The sequence below is a fragment of the Nocardia sp. NPDC057227 genome, assembly GCF_042669725.1.
GTDB classification, from domain to species: domain Bacteria; phylum Actinomycetota; class Actinomycetes; order Mycobacteriales; family Mycobacteriaceae; genus Nocardia; species Nocardia asteroides_A.
Window position 1 is genome coordinate 192,802 of sequence record NZ_JBHUXA010000009.1, and the last position, 18,245, is coordinate 211,046.

Annotated in this window: 15 protein-coding genes; 9 read left to right on the top strand and 6 right to left on the bottom strand. The window is 66.0% G+C overall.

All coding sequences use genetic code 11. The features are described from left to right. Positions 1-34 precede the first annotated feature (34 nt). A complete protein-coding gene (locus ACFUJ1_RS15575; RefSeq protein WP_378646006.1) occupies positions 35-622 on the top strand; it encodes a hypothetical protein in 588 nt (195 codons plus the stop codon). 38 nt (positions 623-660) lie between these two features. On the opposite strand, the gene ACFUJ1_RS15580 is transcribed toward ACFUJ1_RS15575, so the two are convergent. Continuing rightward, entirely contained in the window at positions 661-2,859 is a 2,199-nt protein-coding gene (locus ACFUJ1_RS15580) for a 3'-5' exonuclease (RefSeq protein WP_378646008.1), read from the bottom strand. Then, positions 2,859-9,182 carry a DEAD/DEAH box helicase gene (locus ACFUJ1_RS15585; protein WP_378646010.1) on the bottom strand — a complete coding sequence of 2,108 codons (6,324 nt, stop codon included), beginning with the start codon at positions 9,180-9,182 and terminating at the stop codon, positions 2,859-2,861. Before ACFUJ1_RS15585 ends, ACFUJ1_RS15580 begins: the two co-directional genes overlap by 1 nt. A 239-nt stretch (positions 9,183-9,421) precedes the next feature. Between ACFUJ1_RS15585 and ACFUJ1_RS15590 the strand changes: the two genes are divergently transcribed. Both ACFUJ1_RS15590 and ACFUJ1_RS15595 read left to right on the top strand, forming a co-directional pair. Continuing rightward, positions 9,422-9,703, top strand: a complete 282-nt coding sequence (locus ACFUJ1_RS15590) for a WXG100 family type VII secretion target (RefSeq protein WP_378646012.1) — start codon at positions 9,422-9,424, stop codon at positions 9,701-9,703. Further along, positions 9,700-10,422 (top strand): hypothetical protein, encoded by a 723-nt coding sequence (locus tag ACFUJ1_RS15595; RefSeq protein WP_378646013.1) that lies wholly within the window; start codon positions 9,700-9,702, stop codon positions 10,420-10,422. The genes ACFUJ1_RS15590 and ACFUJ1_RS15595 overlap by 4 nt, the downstream gene beginning before the upstream one ends. On the opposite strand, the gene ACFUJ1_RS15600 is transcribed toward ACFUJ1_RS15595, so the two are convergent. After that, on the bottom strand, positions 10,403-10,546 hold the full coding sequence (locus tag ACFUJ1_RS15600) for a hypothetical protein (RefSeq protein WP_378646015.1): 144 nt from the start codon (positions 10,544-10,546) through the stop codon (positions 10,403-10,405). The genes ACFUJ1_RS15595 and ACFUJ1_RS15600 overlap by 20 nt on opposite strands. A 294-nt stretch (positions 10,547-10,840) precedes the next feature. Here ACFUJ1_RS15600 and ACFUJ1_RS15605 point away from each other — a divergent pair, with 294 nt between their 5' ends. Next, positions 10,841-11,047, top strand: coding sequence for a hypothetical protein (locus ACFUJ1_RS15605; RefSeq protein ID WP_378646016.1), 207 nt, complete (start codon positions 10,841-10,843; stop codon positions 11,045-11,047). After that, positions 11,044-11,454, top strand: a complete 411-nt coding sequence (locus ACFUJ1_RS15610; RefSeq protein WP_378646018.1) for a hypothetical protein — start codon at positions 11,044-11,046, stop codon at positions 11,452-11,454. The genes ACFUJ1_RS15605 and ACFUJ1_RS15610 overlap by 4 nt, the downstream gene beginning before the upstream one ends. 63 nt (positions 11,455-11,517) lie before the next feature. Here ACFUJ1_RS15610 and ACFUJ1_RS15615 read toward each other — a convergent pair whose 3' ends face one another. Next, on the bottom strand, positions 11,518-12,381 hold the full coding sequence (locus ACFUJ1_RS15615) for a hypothetical protein (RefSeq protein ID WP_378646020.1): 864 nt from the start codon (positions 12,379-12,381) through the stop codon (positions 11,518-11,520). A gap of 222 nt (positions 12,382-12,603) precedes the next feature. After that, a complete protein-coding gene (locus ACFUJ1_RS15620) occupies positions 12,604-14,739 on the bottom strand; it encodes a helix-turn-helix domain-containing protein (protein WP_378646022.1) in 2,136 nt (711 codons plus the stop codon). Positions 14,740-15,359: 620 nt separating this feature from the next. On the opposite strand from ACFUJ1_RS15620, the gene ACFUJ1_RS15625 reads away from it, so the two are divergent. Together ACFUJ1_RS15625 and ACFUJ1_RS15630 are read left to right on the top strand one after the other, a co-directional pair. Further along, positions 15,360-15,923 (top strand): DUF3558 domain-containing protein, encoded by a 564-nt coding sequence (locus tag ACFUJ1_RS15625; protein WP_378646024.1) that lies wholly within the window; start codon positions 15,360-15,362, stop codon positions 15,921-15,923. 18 nt (positions 15,924-15,941) lie between these two features. Continuing rightward, the gene (locus ACFUJ1_RS15630; protein WP_378646026.1) at positions 15,942-16,328 is read left to right on the top strand and encodes a hypothetical protein; all 387 of its coding nucleotides are present in this window, start codon (positions 15,942-15,944) and stop codon (positions 16,326-16,328) included. Between the two features lie 87 nt (positions 16,329-16,415). Here the strand turns inward: ACFUJ1_RS15630 and ACFUJ1_RS15635 are convergent, their stop codons facing one another. Next, the gene (locus ACFUJ1_RS15635) at positions 16,416-16,676 is read right to left on the bottom strand and encodes a hypothetical protein (protein WP_378646028.1); all 261 of its coding nucleotides are present in this window, start codon (positions 16,674-16,676) and stop codon (positions 16,416-16,418) included. Positions 16,677-17,098: 422 nt separating this feature from the next. Between ACFUJ1_RS15635 and ACFUJ1_RS15640 the strand changes: the two genes are divergently transcribed. Continuing rightward, the gene (locus ACFUJ1_RS15640; RefSeq protein WP_378646111.1) at positions 17,099-18,025 is read left to right on the top strand and encodes a helix-turn-helix domain-containing protein; all 927 of its coding nucleotides are present in this window, start codon (positions 17,099-17,101) and stop codon (positions 18,023-18,025) included. Next, a complete protein-coding gene (locus ACFUJ1_RS15645) occupies positions 18,015-18,221 on the top strand; it encodes a DUF397 domain-containing protein (RefSeq protein ID WP_378646030.1) in 207 nt (68 codons plus the stop codon). The genes ACFUJ1_RS15640 and ACFUJ1_RS15645 overlap by 11 nt, the downstream gene beginning before the upstream one ends. Positions 18,222-18,245 lie beyond the last annotated feature (24 nt).

Consider the following 18,245-nt stretch of genomic DNA (forward strand, 5'->3'; position numbering starts at 1 on the left):
AAGCAGTTCCGGCCCGGTGCAGCAGGGGATGTCGATGAAGGAATGGCCCGAGCGTTCCAGGCCGCCGACGTCGGCGGCCTGGAACGTGACGATGGTGGCGGCAGCCGTCGCGACCGCGCTGTGCTGCGCCCTGAAGCTCTGGTCGGATGTGACGATGTTCGCGGACCAGGAATCCTGGCTGCCCCTCGGCCTGCTGATCGCCGTACCGGTGGTGGTGTGGTTCGTTCTGATCGCCGTCGGCCGCGTGCGGTACGCGGGCCGGTGGCGCTTGGGCCTGCTGGTCCCCCTGTGCGTGGTGGCGACCGTGGTGCTGGCCGGATTCTCGGTCCCGGGCCGGATCGGCTGGCTGCTGACTCGAAGCGAGATGGAACGGGCCGCCGCGGAGTGCGACACGCTGCAGAGCGAGCGATCGGATGGTTCGTACAGAAGTCGAACCGTCGGTGTCTACGACTTCCACCACGTCGAGAGCGGGCCCGGCGGAGAATGCGAATTCTTCCTGTCGACGCATTACCCGGGAGTGCGGAGCGGGTTCCTGTACCTGCCGAACGGTGCGGCCCCCGTCAGCGACCTCGATCACGAGTACGTCCGCCTCGGTGGCTCCTGGTACTACTTCAAGGCCTGATCTCCGCGGGCCGACTTCGAGCTGCCCGGCGTCGGCACCTACCCGAGCAACTCCGACCGCCGCCCGCTCCACGTGACCACCACCTGATCCCGAGCCCGGCTCGCCGCCACATACAGCAGTGACCGCTCGCGCAGCCGCGCCTCGTTCACCTCTTCCTCCGGCACCCCGGTGAGCCCGGCCTTCGCCGGTACATGCGCCTCATCGATCCCCGCGAGGATCACCCGCGAGAACTCCATCCCCTTCGCACGGTGCATGGTCAGCACCTGGACATGACCGGGCAGCGCCGGGCTGTCGTCGAGCACCCGCGCGCTGATCCCGCGTTCGGCGAGTGCCCGGACCAGTTGCCCGCGGTCGCCGAGGCCGCGGGTGAGCACCGCGATGGTGGACGGCTCGACGGCGGGCTCATCCAGCCAGGCGTTGATCCGGCCTGCGACCGCTTCCAGCTCGTGAGCCGCCGAATCGCAGGGCAGGAGCTCGGGTTTCGGTCCGGTGCGCGCCGAGCGGTAGTCGTGCGCGGTCTCCTTGCCTTCCTCGAGATCGTGATAGTCGGCTCCGCTGAGCACCCCGACAGCGAACGCCAGATTCTGCGCGGTGGTTCGGTAGTTCAACGTCAGCCGCCGCGACCGCCCCACGATCTTGATCCCGAGCCGCGCGAGCACGACCGGCTGCCCGTAGATCCGCTGATGCGAATCCTCGGCGATGAAAAGATCATTCGGCCCCTCAGCGACCAGCGCACGCAGCATCAGCCAATGAGTCGCGTGCAGATCCTGCGCCTCGTCCACGATGACGTGATCGGCCAGCCGGGCGGCACCGGCACTCGCCCGCTGCTGCAGATACTCCGACGCGATCGCGAGAATCTCCGCGAACCCGAGCGTCTCGTCCATCCGGCTGCGCCGCCGGTACGCGGCAACGAGCTTCCAGATCGCGAGCCGTTGCTGCCGGGACAGCCGCACCCCGCGCCCGGCCCGCGCCACCCGCGCGTATTGCTCCACCGACGTGATCTTGTTCGCCAGCACCACCGAGGTGTACTCGGTATCCAGGAACCAGGCCGACGCCAGCCGCTGCTCCAGACCGCTATCGATGGTCTGCACCAGATCCCGCCACACCTGGTCCTGCCGCGTCCTGGCGACCGGGATCTCGGTGCGCACCCCGAGCACCGCCTCCACCGCGGGCCCGATGTCGTCGGCCTGTCGGACGATATCGTTGGCCAGCTTGTCCAGCCCCGCGACGTAGATGCCGCGCTCGCCGGGGCGCTTCGCGATCTCGATACCGGGATCGAGCGCGCGCAGGTCGGTCTCGAGGTTCTTGGCGAGCGTCTTGTTGAAGGTGGTCAGCACGATCCGGGCCGCGGGGTTGCGGGCGAGCAGGTTGCGCGCGCGGTGGATCGCCACGACCGTCTTCCCGGTGCCGGCGCCACCGGAGAGCCGGAAGGGGCCGCTGTAGTCCTTCTCGGCGTATTCGCGCTGCTCGGGGTGGAGGAAAACCCGCCAGGCCGCGAAGTCACCGCCCTCGATCACCCGGCGCAGCTCCTCGCTGCCCTCGATGTAGGTGAACTGCATCCGGGAGGCGGGCCTGGTCAGCGCCTCGATGATCCGGTCGTCCTCGTCGACCGTGGTGTCCACCGGCGCCTCGGGGAAACGGTACTTCTCGCGGATGTCGTCGATACTGGTGCCGCTGCCGAGCTCGATCAGCGCGTCGGCCTGCCACTCGACGGCGTCGGCGGCGATGTCGGTGAGCTCGAAGTCGTCGGCGGCGGCGAGCGCGCGCCTGGCCAGCGAGGCGTCGAGCCCGAGCCGGTCGGTGAGGTCGCCGAGACCGAAGCCGGCCGTGGCCAGGAAGCCCTGCGCCTTTTTCGGCTCGGCGACGGGACGTTCCGGGGCGGCGGGCACCTCCACGGCTTCGGCGATCACACCCTCGAGGATTCCGTTGACCGGATTGACCTGCAGGAAGGCCCGCTCGGCGATGCCGTTGGCGACGTCGTGCTTCCACGTCCCCAGGTAGACGTAGGTGGTGCCGCCCTCCTTCGGGTCGACCCGGAACAGCACCGCGCGGTGGTTGAGATCCACCCGGCCGGTGCGCACCCGCCGGTCGACCGCACCCTTCATCGGCTCGATGTGCAGGCCGGGGGAGGTGTCGTCGGCCTGCAGCTTCGCCAGGAACGCGAACACCCGCTGCAGCAGGGAACCGTCGAGCTTGGCCGGTGCCTTGCTCTCGTTGGTCATGACGATATTGGCCATCACAGCGCTCCATTCGCAGTCAGGGCCGCGATGATCGGCGTCATCTCCGGCGGGCACACCGTCCACCCCAGGGCGGCCAGCGTAGTGGTGGCGCTCTCGTCGCCGTCGAACAGCACGCCGACCAGGGCGCCGGGCCAGGCCAGATCGATGACCTCGCCGTCGTCGGTCTCGAAACCCTGTGTCGGCAGCGGTGTTCCGGCATCCGCCAAGGCCACCACGAGAGCACGCTCGGCGTCGGAGATGCTCTCCTCGACGAGCCGCTGCCACTCCGGGCTCAGATCCTCGGCGGCTGCCTCGGCGCGCGGCTCCGGTGCGGTGGCGTCGCCCGTGAGCAGGCTGCGGGTGGTGACCAGGTGGGTGTCGTTCAACCCGAGCCAGTTCGAGAGCCGCAGCCAGTCGCGCCAGCCGTCGCCGTCCCGATCGCCGATGGCGTCGTCGCGGTCGTCGAGCAGGAGCACCGCGGTCACCGCCTTCGTGTCGCCGCGCAGGGCCGCGGTGAGGGTCAGCGGCCCGTCGACGTACGAGGTGCACGCGTGGTCACCGGCGGGGATTCCGGCGTCCGGCCGGTCGAGCAGGGCCAAAGCCCATTCACCGAGCGCGCTACCGTCGCCCCGCACCCGGTTGCCGAGCAGGAACATCACCGGCAGCCAGTGCCCGACCTTCGCCCACTCGCCGATATCGGGCTCGGCCACGAACTCGAACAGCTGGGTGACCGGGTCGTGGGTGAGCAGGTCGACGACGGCGCGCCGCAGGGTGCCCTGCTTGACGATCAGCTGGCTGCCCTTCTCCGAATACCAGGACGGCAGGGTATGCGTCCCGGCTTCGAACCGGTCCAGATCCTGGCTGCCGAACGACCACACCATGACCCCGCCCGAGCGCAGGATCTCGCGCTTGCGGGCGTCGTCGGCGACCCGGTTGGCGGCGGGGTCGGCGTGGTAGCGCTTGCCGTCGGCGAAGATCGCGATCACCGGGATGTCCGGGTCGAGGGTCTCCAGCGCGAAGTCGGGCACGCTGTTGCCCATCTGCACCTGCGGTGTCAGGGTCCATGTCCGGGTGTGTAGGCCGGGCACGGTGATGGTGGCTTTGTTGGCGTAGGTGCCCGGTGTCTCCTTGATGGTGGCGCCGAGTCGCCGCAGCCGGTCCAGGAACGCCTGGTAGAAGCGGCGCTCCAGCGGAGACTCCCTGCTGCCGAGCGTCTTCGCCGGGCTCTCCTCGACGATCGAGGCGGACCACGCCGACCAGGAGGGCTCCGAACCCCCGGCATCCAGAATGCCGTCGAGGATCTTCGCCGCGGTCTTGCGCGAGACCTGGTCGAGCTCGTTGGGCGGGGTGAACGGCAGCAGGCAGTTGTGGCAGGCGAGCCGCGATTCCTCGGCGCACGAGCACGCGTGCAGCAGCTCCCTGGCCGCGGCCAGCACCGACCACACCTTGCCGGGGTCCGCGAACTCGGCCAGGTAGCCGGTGCCGCCGGGTACGGTGTCGTGGATGAGCAGCGCCTGCTGGTTCCGGTCGTAGAGCGCGTCGGGGATGGCGACGACGTCGAGGTGCTCAGGGGCGCCGCCGATCACCTGCCGCAGCCCGAGCAGGACGGCCGCGCTCAGGCTCGGGTAGGCGAAGGTGTCGTAGCGCAGCTCGGGCGGCACGTGCAGCAGCACCGCCTGGGTGCGCAGCGTGCGGGCCAGCGCGATATCGCGGACGTGCGCCTCGTCGGTGGCCTTGCGGAACCGGCACCAGGTGCGGTGCTCGTAGGCCTCGTTGCGCCCGGCGACCCGGTCGAGCTGGCCGCAGCCCGAGCACACCCGGAAGAGGCCGGTGGTCACCTCGGTGCCCGCGATGGTGCGCCTGCTGCCCTGCGAGGTCCGCCTGCCCATGTTGAGCCAGCGAATATCGATGTGGCGCAGGTACTCCGCGCCGAAGTGGTGGTCGGCGGCGAACCAGCGGCGGGCGATGTTGTCCGGGTTCACGTCGGCGGCGGTGAGCACCGAGTACACCTCGCGGTGGCGTTCGTCGCGCGCGTCGGTGATCGCGGCTTCGTCCCGGCGCACCTCCGCCGACACCTTCGCCATCTCCACCACGCGCAGCTGCTGGCTGACGTCGGCGATGGCGCCCTCACCGCAGCGCGGGCAACTGCCTCGATGCCGCGGCGCCTCCCCGCCGGCGCTGATGTCGGCCCAGCCGCAGGCCGGGCACATGCGCCAGGTGTGGATACCGGCTTCGCCGGCGCCGAGGTCGACGGCGTCGATCCGCACGGCGAGGCCCTGCGCGTAGAAGGTGGCGCCGGGGGCCAGCTCGGTGAGCGCGGTCCTGGCGCCGCGCTGGTAGGTCTCGGTGTCGCCCTGGTACTCGTTGCTCTCCGGGTCGATCCAGGTGATCCCGACGTCGAGCGTCACCGAGTCGTCGAGCAGGGTGTAGTTCGGCAGCACGCCGTAGCGCTCCAGCACGCCGACCCAGTGCTCGGTGGTGAGGTCGTTGAGGTGCCTGCCGATCAGCCGGAAGGTGCCCTTCGCCGAGCGCAGTGCGCGCCGGTCGTCGTCGGTGGCGGCGGGGGAGTTGGCCCGCTGCTCGAACTCGGGCATCGCGGCGTCGATGGCGGTGCGGCGTTCGACGAGCTCGTCGACGTCCCGCCGCCACCGGTGCACCGCTTCGGTCAGGTGCCGCCGCAGCCCGCTGCCGCCGTCCTCGCCCGGCGCAGCCCACCCTCGCAGGCCGGTGCGGGCCGGGTCGTCGAGCAGCGCGCCGAACTGGGCCAGGAACCCGTCGAGCAACTCGTCGGCCTTCGCCTCCGCGGTCCCGATGAGCCCGGCCATCCAGCTGTTCTCGTCGAAGCTGCCGAGCACAGCGCGGGCGTCGACCGGGTCCAGCGCGCCGGGCTGCCTGGCCAGCCGGTCGACGATGTGCGCGACGTACTGACGCTGCAGGATCTCCTCCGCGGTGAGGAAGGTGGCGGGCGGCCGCACGTCGCCGGATATCACCGAGAGCGGCTCGTAGAGTTTGGGCAGGTGCTCGCCGCGCCCGCGCACGAACGCCAGCACCAGCGAGTTCCCGGTCAGCCGCCCGGCGCGGCCGACCCGCTGCAGGTAGGAGGCGACGGTGCGGGGCATGGAGCCGAGCATGACCGCGGAGAGGTCGCCGATATCGATGCCCATCTCCAGGGTGGGCGTCGCGACCAGCACATTCGGTGCGGTCGGGTCGGCGCTGGCCTGCTTGAACTTGGTCTCGTACTCCAGCCGCATCGCGGTGGGCAGCAGCGAGGTGTGCTCGCGGGCGACCACCCGCTTCATCTCCGAGCGGTCGTAGAGCCTGCGGTAGAAGTTCTCGCCGCGGTGCGCGCGATGCAGGGTGCCCGGGCAGCGGGTGAGCAGGCACGGCGCCCCGTCGAGCTGGTCGACCACGGTCGCGCTGCCCGGATTCTGGGTCTGGCAGACCCCGCACACCAGCAGGTGCCTACCCGCCTCCAGATCGCTCAGCGCCGGGGCGCCGACCAGGACACCCTTGTCGCTCAGTTGATAGGCGGTGAGCCCCTTCTCGGTGGTGACGGTGGTCAGCACCCGCTCCTCGGCGAGCACGGCGAAGAGCGACCGCGCCAGGAACCCGCCCTCGAACGGCGACACCCCGAGGCACCGGGCGGCCCACCGGGCATACCACGAGGAGGGGGCGGTGATCGGGTCGAAGCCATCCGGGATGGTGCGCGCCCCGAGCGCCGGGAAGGCCGGTGCCGGGCGGCCTTTCGGGAAGGCGGGCATGCCCTCGCCGCGCGGCCGCCCGCCCCACACCCAGCGACGGTTGGCGTCGTGCCGGACGAATTTGTGCAGCCAGCTGTGCCCGATGGCGCCCTGCGTGCGCATGCGCTCCACGGTGCCGCGCACCCAGCAGCCGACCGCGGCGGCCTCGGGCGCGGAGAAGGCGAGCTGGTGCTCCGCGCCGTCGAGCGCCTGCCGTCCCAGGGCGGTGACATCCCGGAGGGCGACCTCCGCGACGACGCTCCCGGTGAGTTCGAGGGTGCGGCCGAGGCGGGACTGCAACCCGAACTCGAGGTCGATATCGAACTGGACCCGCTTGCGGACCCGGCCCAGCGCTTTGCGCCGCTCGTCGGCGGAGCTGCCCGGCTGCCAGTAGGCGAGGAACTCGTCCCGCTCGACGACGTCCGGGGCGAGCAGGTGGTAGCGCCGGGCCGGGTCGGTCCCCGCGCGCTCCAGCACCGCGTCACACAGCTCGGCCAGCGTCACCATCGACCCGCCGGAAACCTTGGCGCCCAGCGCGTTCCGCAGCGTGGAGCGCAGACTCAGCGTGTGTGACCTGGCCTGCACGAAACCGGCCCGGTGCGCGGCGTCCTGCACGCTGTCGGTGAACATGAGCGCCTTCTTCTCGTCGGCGTCGAGATCGGCGTCACCGAACATATTCGACAGCGCCACCGAGAGCTGCGTCGCCACCGCGCTGCCCAGGAACCGGATGCCGTCGGCGGTATTGCAGGCCGGGCACACGTCCTTCTGCGATTCCTCGTCGGCGCCCGGCCCGGTGAGCACCAGCACCGGCAGCGCCTGCCCCTCCAGCACATCGGGGCTCTCCGGGTCGGGTGTCTCGTCGCTGAGCTCCCGGTCGCCGAGCCGCAGCCAGCGCAGCCCCTCGACCGCCACCTCCTGCCTGGCCTCCAGCGGCGCGGAGATCAGGGCCCGGACCCGGGCGTCACCGGCGAAGTGCTGGCTGCGCACCGATTCCTGATCGGGGTCGAGCCAATTGCCGGTGGGCGCCATCCGCACACCCCAGCCGGAACGCCCGCAGTGCCGGCAGAACAGCGCGGGCTGGTACTCGACATCCACCCCTTCGGCGACACCGTCATCGGCCCAGCGGAACCCCGCCGACACCGCGAGCGCCCGGTCGATCCGGGAGAGCTCCCGAACCCACAGGTGCACATCGACATTCAGTGCCGAACGTCCGACCTCCGCCCGCAGGTGCGACAGCGCGGCGAACACGAAGTCGAGGTACCGCTGCCGGGTGGCCTGCGATTTCGGGCTGTCCCGCTCGCCCGACGGCGCGGGCAGCACCGCCGCGGCCAGCTCGGCCAGCGACACCGCCGCCGCTGACCGCTCCACCAGCCGCACGAACAGCTGATGCTGTTTCAACAGGCCGAGCTGCTCGCCCTCGTCGAGCCGCCGCAGCTCCACCGCCAGCTCGTCGGGGCTCGGGTGCCGGTCGCCCGCGCGCTCGAACAGCGTCGCGAGCACCGCCGCCGTGAGCTGCGCATTGCCCGGCGAGGTCCGCTTGAGCGCGTCAAGGAAGGTGACCGCACCCTCGACCGCGGGCGCGATCGGCAGATACAGCCGGTCCAGCTCGGTCTCCCGAGCCGCCAGCCACTCGTCCAGCTCGAGCCGCGTCTCCCCGACCAGCGCTTCCTTCGGGAACACCTCGCCGAACACGGTGTGCGCGAACTCGAGCATCGCCGTCGGCTCACCCTGGCCGCCCAGCGTCGCCGAGGTCGCCACCGGCGTGATCCGCCCCAGCGGCCGCGCCCGATCCGCCTCGTCGGCCTCGGTCCAGTACGACTTCACCGCCAGCCCCAGCCGCCGCAGCAGCATGGCCACATCGGTGCCCTGCGCCCCGTCGTAGGTGTGGAACTCGTCGAGCACCACGTACTGCAGCGACTCCGCGGACTGCCGCCACATCGCCGCCCGGTCCGGGCGCAGCAGCAGATGATCGAGCATCTTGTAGTTGGTGAGCAGGATGTCCGGCGGCGAATCGTGCATGAGCCGCCGGTCGGTGATCAGCCCGTCCGTCGACACCATCGTCCGGCCCCCCGACGACTGCTCCCCGGTGTAGAGCCCCGCCGAAATCCCCGCCAGCTCCGGATGCGCGGTGATCAGCCGGGCCAGCCGCTGCTCCTGATCGTTCGCCAGCGCATTCATCGGGTAGATGATCAGCGCCTTCACCCCGGCGACGCCCCGCTTCTTCGCACGCAGCACGTGGTCGAGGATCGGGATGAGGAACGATTCGGTCTTCCCCGAACCGGTACCGGTGGTCACCAGCGTCGGTTGCGGTCGCGGCTGGAACTTGGTGGAGAGCCGCTCGAACGCCTTCGCCTGATGGCCGTAGGGGACGAAGTTCTCCGGCAGCCAGTCCAGGTGCATGCCCCAATTGCCACGGGCCGGGGCAAAGGGGAGACGGAGCCGGACGTAGGGGCCCTTGAACATGCCCTCGCGGGGGTGGCCGACGAAGTCGATGAGCGCGGCCTGGGCATCCGGATCGGTGAGGGCGAAGGTGGTCGCGAGGTAGTCGGTCAAGCCTTCGCGCAGGTGGTTGGCCTGCAGCGTAGGCAGGAGTGCCCCCATGTACTTCGCTCCTCGGTCGATGTCTTCGATCACCCGGTCCCCGCGTGTCGACGCTATCGCAGTCGCATCGAGTCTGTGGTTGTCCGGAGGGCATCGTGCGCGGACGGGTGAGTGTTTCCGGCCGGTATCGCTGCCGAACATGGCTGGTACCGTCGTTCCATGAGCGATACCGGGGGGACGCTGTTCCGCAGCTTGTGTGCCACAAACTTGCGGGGTGCGGCTTGAGTTCACAGTTTTCGGTGAATCTGGAAGAACTCGACAGTATCGTCGCGCGCCTCTCCGGCCTCGCCGGCTTCATCGCCGACAATCTCGACGACATCGACGACAAGATCGCCACCCTCACCGGCACCGGCTGGGAGGGGCGCGCCGCAGCGGCCTACGCCGACGCCCACACCCAGTGGACCGCGGGCGCCCGCGAGTTCGTCACCGGTCTGCGGGACATGAGCGACGCCGCCCGCACCATGCACGGCCGCTACACCCGCGCCAACGACCTGAATCGGCGGATGGTCACCGGCGAATGAGCCAGCTCATCGACTGGCAGGTGTACTACGAGGCGGCCCAGAAGTGCCACGATCTGGCCGGTGAGATCCGGCGGGCCGACGCTCCGCTGCACGCGGTCCTGAAGAACGACTGCGGCGGTATGGCCGGTGACGCACCCGGTTGCCGCGAGTGGGGAAGCGATTACGACGCCATCTCTACCAGCACCCTGCAGACCTGCACCAATATGGCCGATGCCCTGTCGAACCTCGGCTACGTCATCGCCGCCTTCGGCTACAACCACGGCATCAACAACCGCAGCAATCCCGCACCGGCCCGCCCGGCTGTGGGAGAACTCGAGCAGCACCGGGTGGCGCTGCCCAGCGCGGTGGGCGACAACGGCCTCGGCACCAGCCGCGACGACGCCGACAGCGAGGGCCTCTTCGACCTCTTCGCCGACAAGATCATCGAAGCGTTCGGCAAGCTCCCCAACGGCAATGTCTCCGACCTCTCGAAAGCGAAAGACGGCTGGGCGAACTTCGCGGCGAATACGACGATCACCGGCGCCCCCGCCGGGATCGCCGCGATCAAAACGATGTTCGACAGTATGCAGGACCCCAACCTCGATCCGATCCTCCGGCACTTCGACTCCTGCACAGTGCCGCCACCCAGCTCACGTCGACGTCGATGGAGCTGTCGAAGCGAGTCACGGCCTACCACAACGGGACCGAGAAGATCCGTGATCAGATCTCGACCGATGTGACGACGGCCGCCGCGGCGATCGCTGCCACGGTGGTCATCGGTGTCGCGACGGCGTTCTTCACCTTCGGGGCCAGTGCGGTGGCGGCCTCGGGTGGGACGGTGGCGTTGATAGCGAACGCGGTCAACGCGATTCGTACCACCTATGTGTCCACCAGGTAGCTCGAGCTGGTCGGGCTCAGTGCAGCCACTGCTACCGCCTACGTTACTGTTTCTGCGTTCGATGGCATTCCCAGGCTCACCGAGGTTGGAACAGGGCTGGCCGCCATCATAGGCATGCGCGTATTCCTCGATGATGATTCCGACGCCGTCGAAGGTGGCAGTGGTACGCCGGTTCCTGCTTCCGGTCCGACGAACAGCGAGGAAGTGCAAGAAATCCTTTTGAGTCGCACTGACAGGGGGCGAACGCCCCCAATCGACAGATGGAGACCGAGGAGGAGATACGTTCCCTTTTCGATGAACTTACCCGCAATAGCCAGCCCATTACTGGAACCAATTTTCCTGGTCAGACAACTGAACTGCCGGATGGCACCGAGATCAATCTCCGCGAGTCGAGTACCAGCGGCGGGGCGACAATTGAGATCAAGTACCCGAACTCTTCCCGTGTGCGAAAGGTTCATGTTCCGTGATGAACAAGAAGTCTGAGAACTTTCTTCTCTGCACGATCTCCGATGACTGGACGCCGCTCAACGATTTTCACGTAGTTCTGGCCAAGCTAGAGCCGGAGAACTTCAGCCGTGACTTGGTCCTGGATACTATACGCAGCTTGGGCGAAAGGGGTCTTATCCGTTTCGGCTCGTTCACTGCTCCGATCAGACCTTGGACTCCTTGGAACCTCTCGATCGAGGAGTCGATCTCACGTATCGCGCACGGTTTCGATGGGCATATCGGCTATCTGGATTTGCCTGAGAGCGAGGTGTATCGCAGCGAGATCTTGCGAGCTGAGATCACCGAGGCGGGGCTGGCGCGGTTACGTGAACTCGGCGATCCCTACGAGATCTACGGCGATCCCTGGAAGGACGATCCGCTGGGCTGATTGCAAGATATGACGCGACAAGTACCCTTTAAGGTTGAAACGGCTCATGGACTTCAACTGCGACTACAGTTCTTCATTCGTGGTGTCGATCTTTTCAAAAATGTACCGATAGGGAATCGCAAAAGCCGCCTCGTAATCCCAGGAGGGCTCACGACCCGCGACGTCCTCGCCTTTCTGAATGAGGAGATTGCACTTCTGTGACGGCTTGTCGGACGGAAACCACGAGACGCGAATTTGTCGCTCATACACGGTGCTGGCCTGGTAGATTCCCTGCTTGTCTAGTTCGTCGGTGCTGGACAGCGGATCGTACGAGTAGATGGAATTCCGGTCTCTGAGGTATTCGAGCTCGCCTTGATTCAAATTCAGTGACGCGGGCGTGCTTAGTGCCACTTCATTGACTTCCGCTCCAGCTAGATTCAAGCACATCAGGTTGATGCCAAGTTGCAGGATGCTGGGTACTCGAATTGAGGAGCCCCGCTTCAAGTGATGCAGCGTAGTCGAGAAGATTCCTTCTCCGTCCTCATTGTTGTGCATCGCAGAAACAAGTACTTTGAGCTGAGTGTCGGGAATCGCGATGTCGATGTAGGCGCCAATGACGGAGGCGCTATTGGTCAAAGATTTCATCTCATCGACGAGCGATTTAACAAAAGATGGCGTGCCGTCGGCCGCTTTAGTCGCCAACTCGAGGGCATATGCGGTAGCTGCGGTGTTAGCGACGGTGCGTACGATTGCCGATCCGCCCGCCGCGGCGGCGGGACCGCATCCGGCTGCTCCGGGAGCCGCAGCCGCTGCGCTGATCCCTGACGCAACAGCAGCCTTGAAAAAAGATCTACGACTCGTCAACGGTGTAGGTCCCTTCAATTTCGGTACACGTTGTGGCAGCGATCGCGATCTTAGGCGAATAGTGCAATCGGCAATGTCGGTCATTCTGTGGACAGTGCCAAATGGTGAGCCGAGCAGCCAGTCGGCCCTCTTCCAGCGAACGTATTCGCAGGCAAGATCGTCAACTTCACGTAGTTGAGCGACCTGCTCGCGGAGCTTGACGTCATCTCTCCGAAGGGGCAGACCGAGAAGGAGTAGGTCGCGATTATTCAAGCTGCGGCCGAGGTGGCGGTCCGGCAGCGGGGCTACCTCTAAAATAACCCTGCGTCAGTCAGTCTCGAAGATCGCTTCTACGCGCTGGAGAAGAGTTGCCCACTCGCGATCTATCGTGGCCCAAAGTTCGGCCTCGAGCGCGCGTCGGTTTGGATCTTGGAACCAGGCTTTGCTCAGCTGTGTCACGGTGTCGCGGTAACCAGAGCCCTGACCCCAGGCATCTATACACGTGTTCCAGAGTTCGACGTCGTTCTGTAACTGTCCGCGGTAGAGTGCCGTGCCTGAGACTTGCATCTTTTTAAGTAGATCCTCATAGGTATGAGCCATCAGTCGTGCTGCATGTGTGAGGAGCTCTTCGGCCTCCGGCATCGACTTCGAGAGTGTCCCACATATCGTGTCGAATCCCTTGACTGAGTCACGCAGTGTGAGTACTGCCAAGCGTCGAGCGCCGTAACCGAGTTGATGCCCGTAACTCAACGATCGCCACTCGCCAAAACGCCTGGCGGCTGCGTGAACCGAACTCGCGTGTGCCGCTGCAACTTCCTTCAGCAAAGAGTCTTCGATGTGTCCGGACCTCCGCGTGGTCTGTTGATTTTCCTCGATCCAAATCCGCACATGGTGGCTAGCTGCCCGCTGAACTTCACGGACTTGCTCCTGCTCGGCGTTGTCGATCAGATTCCGGGCGTTTTCAAGTAGCGCTGTAAGCTTGCGCCGGAATTCATCTCTAGTGTCGGCAACTCGACCCAGTAGGAATTTCCGAAGGCGAGCAGGGTCTTCTTCCTTTGCGTTATAGAAGAAGGTGGGCAGCTCTGAGAGGTCGTACCGACTCAGCGCGTTTTCGATCTGTTCACCTTTAAGGTCGTACCCTTCGTCTGCAGTATCGACAGGGATTCCCGCTTCGTCTTTTACTGCGAGCGCTTCGCCTGATCGTGCGAGTACAAGTATCGAACAGTGCGTGCTGATCTGAGGGTTGCCTATCTCGCTCGCTCTCTCGATCAGATGGTGTATTGATTGCTCGGGCGCATCGTTGAACCCGGAGCACAAGACGGTCACTGTATGTGGATCCTCCAGATGTGCCTCAAGGTCACCTCGAGCGGTTGGCTGATCGATTCCTCGGGTGTCGATCGCGTTGACCGTCAGACCTGTTGTTTCATCGAAAAGTTGAGGAACCACGAGATCGATCCGTCGTGGGAGCGAGAATTCTGGATGACGGCCGTTGTTGATCTGCTCGAAGGTCTGCTTCAACCATTCGAGCGGTTCGGATGCATCATTGGTATCGAACCAGACATCACGTCGATCCCTGGTGTGCAGTGCCATTCGCGTCAACACCTCGACCACAAGCTCTCGCTTCGAAGGGGCTGACTCGGCTAGGGCCTTGGCAGGATCGGAGCGGTGTGTCTTTCCGTCGGCCCCCTTTGTGCGAGTGGTCTGTAGGGCTGTCATGTTCCGTATCGCACGTTCGATCTCACGCGGTACGGCTTGGCGGAATTCAACCTTCTCGTTTCCCTCCGTCCCCTTGCCGCGTGTTGAAATCAGTTGATCGGCAAAGTCTTCGACGTCAACCCGGATGTCATCGTGTGTGCGCGGTTCCACTACAACACCGAAGCCGGGACCGATGCGGAGATGAACTTCGCACAACGTGATGCCGCCAGCGCCGGTCTCAAGCACGGGTTGTGCGATCCCCAATGGAGTGAACACTTCGAGAGCAGTCGCTTTGCAGAGGGCGGTTGATTTGCCGATACCGATGCTCCCGATGAAGGCGATATCGTGTTGTCGGCGCAGTAGTAGTGCTGCCGTGTTCCTAATCTCTTCAACGTACTCGCGAAGTCGCCGCTCGAAAGCGGGCCGAATATTCGGCTGTATCGTCAACTCGCTGAGCGAGGACGCAACTTGGTCTGCTTCCCATAGTAAGTTCTGATCAGAATGGTTGAGCGCTGGACGGGGAAGGATCGACCAAGTACGGCCAAGCGCTTCGGCCAGCAGATTCGCGTCGTCCGTCCCGATTGCCGCGAGCAGTGCGTTCAACTCGTCTTCCGAGACTGTGCGGTCGCCTGACTCAATCCTCGACAGCATGGTCGCGCTCCAGGTCACCTGCTTTGCCAGGTCCGCCTGCTTCCATCCGGCCTGTTCGCGGAGCTGCGTTAGCCGTCGACCAAGTTGAACGCTTCCGACCTCTTCGATTGCAGTCACAGACATCCTCCTAAACGGCAACACCTCTTGCAAGCTTGTCGCAAGCTTTCATTACTGTCAAGAAGTTGTCTGAAAACGGTCCAAGGGCGGACCTGGGCAGGTGCACGGCCAAGGGGCGTGGCACCGTGCGGCCGGACTGGGCGGTACGGAACTGAGCGTGTCGGCATCTGCGCGTATCGAGATGACCTGCTGGAGTCCGACCGCAGCTTGGCGACCGCTGCAGGGCTCCGGCAAAGTCGTGATGTGAGGGTTTGACCTGCGGGTTCGGCGTGCCGATGCGGACGGGCGCGGCCGCTGTCGGTGATGATCACGGTTCCTACACCCGATTGACGCCGAAAACGTTGCCGTGCTCGCGCTCTCATCATCGCCTGTCTGCCTCGATGCCGTAGCGGTGGCCCCCGCCTTCGTGCCCGCTGACTGTGCTCAAGAAGGTCCACGAATCCCGACATCGGAGCGGTGTGCGACCCCGGTTGCCCGTCGTGCTCGCCTCGCGGCGTCGCCACACACAGGTGGCGTCCGGATAGCCGTGATTCGATGGTCGGTGGAACCGAGAGCGGTTACCTCGCGTCCAATCAATCTGACGGGCGTGGGTCTCGTTAGCGAACGACAGGGGTGTGGTTGTGCTGAAGACCGTCGTCTATCGAGCTGTGCTGTGCGGGCTCGCCGGCATAGCCGCGCTCACCGGCTGTACCGGGGGTGAGGGGTCGGCGGGGCCGACGACGACCGTGCGGGATCCGGACAAGATCGAGGTGTTCAATCCGTGCCGCGGTGCGCTGTCGGATGAATCGCTGCGAGAGGCCGGGCTCGATCCGGCCACCAAAAGCATCACCACCGATCCCCCGACCGGGGTGTCGACTTGGCGGGTCTGCAACTGGGCGCCGCTGGACGACCGATACGGCTCCGGCAAACGCCGAGTCGCAGTGTTCTCGACCAGCCATCTGCTGGATGAGGTGTACAAGAAGGAATCGGTGACCGTGCTCCGGGAGACCACAGTCAACTCCCATCGAGGGTTGGTCTCGACCGAGAGGAACGACCCGGACAGCTGCTATGTCTCGTTCGAGGCTGGGCAGGGCATGTTCGAGGTGAATGCGGCCTGGTTGAGTACCGAAGGTCCGCGCGTCGGTGACCTCTGCGACATGGCGGGCCGCTACGCGGCTGCCCTGGAGCCCCACCTACCCCGCTGATCGACCGAGGCGTTCACCATGACCGACAGTCAAGCAGCACACTGGCGCAATCTGAAACAGCAGGCGATCAACGGGGAGTTGAGGCTCGACCAGGGAGTCGGGCAAGCGCTCGCAGACGTAGTCGACCAATACATCACCGCTCTCGAACAGCAGAAGCGTGAAGCCGCGTATCTCGATCACCTCACCGGCTGGGGGACTCTCCCGTCCGCTCAAACGATCCGCCAGAAGCTAGAGGCCAAGGCCGTCGCCGGCGGCCCGGACGACACCCATGATTCGGCGGTGAAGCGCCTCGGGCAACACATCGCCATCGCCCGCGATCAACACGACACCTTCCTCGCGGCGATCGGCAGGCTACAGGCAGCCGATCAGCAGTCCGCTGACGATCTGGGCTCGTCCGGTCGGTGACATCGAACTCGACCATGGCTCTGCGCGATCTCGACGCGAGGCGGTGACCTCCGTCTGATCGGTGAGCCGGGCACCGTCGCGCGCCCACTACCCGATCCGATTCCACCGCGTCCGCACCGAGTGCACCGCCGTGAATTCCTCGACGCTGCGCAACGCCCGCCCCGCGACCAGATCCAGCTCAACCGATTCCGCGCGCCGCCCGGTGATGGCGACGATCATGCGCTGGGCGGTGGCCCGGATCGCGGCCTTCTCCCCGGTGATGGTCCACCGCGCGACGGACGGCACGTGGATGAGCCAGCGCGGGCCGCAGCAGTGGACATCGACCCGGTAGCGGGTCAGTCGATCCACGAGAGCGCCTCGGTGAGAGTCACCGGAGGCGGGGGAGTGGGCACCCCGCCTCCGGGACGTTCGGGTGCGGCGGCCCACTGCCGCAGCGCGCGGGCGTAGCGAGCGAGTACGGGGGCCGGGACGGCCCGGTACGGTGCGCGCGACCGGGGGAACGGAATCCGGCGCGGTAGTGCGTTGGTCATGTGCCCTCCGCGGATCGAATGGGGGCGGGCGGGGCAGCCCGGCCGGGTCAGCAGAGCACCGGAGACGGGCCGCGGGGAATGCTCCGATGGAAATTCCCGGAAGAAACTCGCGAATGCCCTGGACATCTTCCAGCGACCCGGCAGAATAGTTTCCAGACGGCCGAAAATTGTTCTTCCACAATGTTTTCGGCGATATTCCATATCGTGTGGACGGATATTCCACAGAGGGGAGCAAACAGGATGGGGGAGCGGGTTGCCGGTGCTGATGATCGCCAGCTCAGCGCGGGGATTCGGGGGACCGGGGGCGTTCCACATCGCAGCTTGGGGCGGTGTCTGCGCGGGATGCGGCAGGAGGCGGGGTTGTCGATCGAGGTGGCGGCGCGGGCGATCGGACGCGGGGCGGGGACGTTGCACCGGTTGGAGACCGGGGCGCCGAATGTCGTCGTGCGGGATGCGGATCTGCGGCGGTTATGTCAGTTGTATCAGCGGGCGGATATGTTGCCGGTGTTGAAGTCGCTGGCGGCGCAGGGGAAGACACCGTTGTGGTTGGACGAGTACTCCGACCAGGTGCATCCGACGTTCAATGCGTATCTGCAGATGGAGGCTGCCGCCTCGTCACTCACCGGCTATCGACCGGACATGTTGTCCGGACTCTTTCAGATTCCAGAGTATGCGCGGGCGCTGGACCGGACCTACTTCCCGACTGACACCCCGGAGGAGATCGAGAGACGGGTGCATATCCGACGCAAGAGACAGAGATTGATCACTCGCGACCTCGCGCCGATGACCGCCGTGCTCATGTTGGACGAAGCGGTCATCCGGAGAGTGGTGGGCAGCCCACGCGTCATGGCAGCGCAGTTGCGGCACCTGGCAGGCCTGCCGCCGAATGTCCGGGTGAACTTGCTCCCATTCGGCGCAGGATTTCCGCTGGGAACCTCTTCAGGTCCCTTCACGATCCTCGACTTCGCCAGTGATCGAGACGGCCGGACGTTGGAGCCTCCGGTGGTCTACGCCGAGAGCTACGCGGGCGACATCTATCTTGAGCGCGACGCATCCGTGTGCCGCTATCGAGCTGCGATGACGGTGATGCAGCAGGTAGCGTTGGACGTTCCAAGTACCAAACGTCTGCTGCGGCAGGTAGCGAAGGAGTACGACTGTGTCCGTTGACTTGTCCGGTGCGCGGTGGTTCAAGAGCGCCCGCAGTTCGGCCGGCAAAGACTGCGTCGAGGTCGCTCACCTCGACACTGGGCTGGTCGGCGTCCGCGACTCGAAGAATCCCGGTCGCGGTGCCCTGGTGTTCACCTCATCGGCGTGGACCGCCTTCCTCTCCGGTGCGCGGCACGGAGAGTTCGACCGCTCCTGACAGTTTCGGTGTCGGCGGGCGGGC

What these genes read in the sequence shown, in the direction of transcription:
- ACFUJ1_RS15575 (WP_378646006.1), top strand. Translation starts at nt 35, where the DNA reads ATGAAGGAATGGCCCGAGCGTTCCAGGCCGCCGACGTCGGCGGCCTGG.
- ACFUJ1_RS15580 (WP_378646008.1), bottom strand. Translation starts at nt 2,859, where the DNA reads ATGGCCAATATCGTCATGACCAACGAGAGCAAGGCACCGGCCAAGCTC.
- ACFUJ1_RS15585 (WP_378646010.1), bottom strand. Translation starts at nt 9,182, where the DNA reads ATGGGGGCACTCCTGCCTACGCTGCAGGCCAACCACCTGCGCGAAGGC.
- ACFUJ1_RS15595 (WP_378646013.1), top strand. Translation starts at nt 9,700, where the DNA reads ATGAGCCAGCTCATCGACTGGCAGGTGTACTACGAGGCGGCCCAGAAG.
- ACFUJ1_RS15605 (WP_378646016.1), top strand. Translation starts at nt 10,841, where the DNA reads ATGGAGACCGAGGAGGAGATACGTTCCCTTTTCGATGAACTTACCCGC.
- ACFUJ1_RS15615 (WP_378646020.1), bottom strand. Translation starts at nt 12,381, where the DNA reads ATGACCGACATTGCCGATTGCACTATTCGCCTAAGATCGCGATCGCTG.
- ACFUJ1_RS15630 (WP_378646026.1), top strand. Translation starts at nt 15,942, where the DNA reads ATGACCGACAGTCAAGCAGCACACTGGCGCAATCTGAAACAGCAGGCG.
- ACFUJ1_RS15640 (WP_378646111.1), top strand. Translation starts at nt 17,099, where the DNA reads ATGGGGGAGCGGGTTGCCGGTGCTGATGATCGCCAGCTCAGCGCGGGG.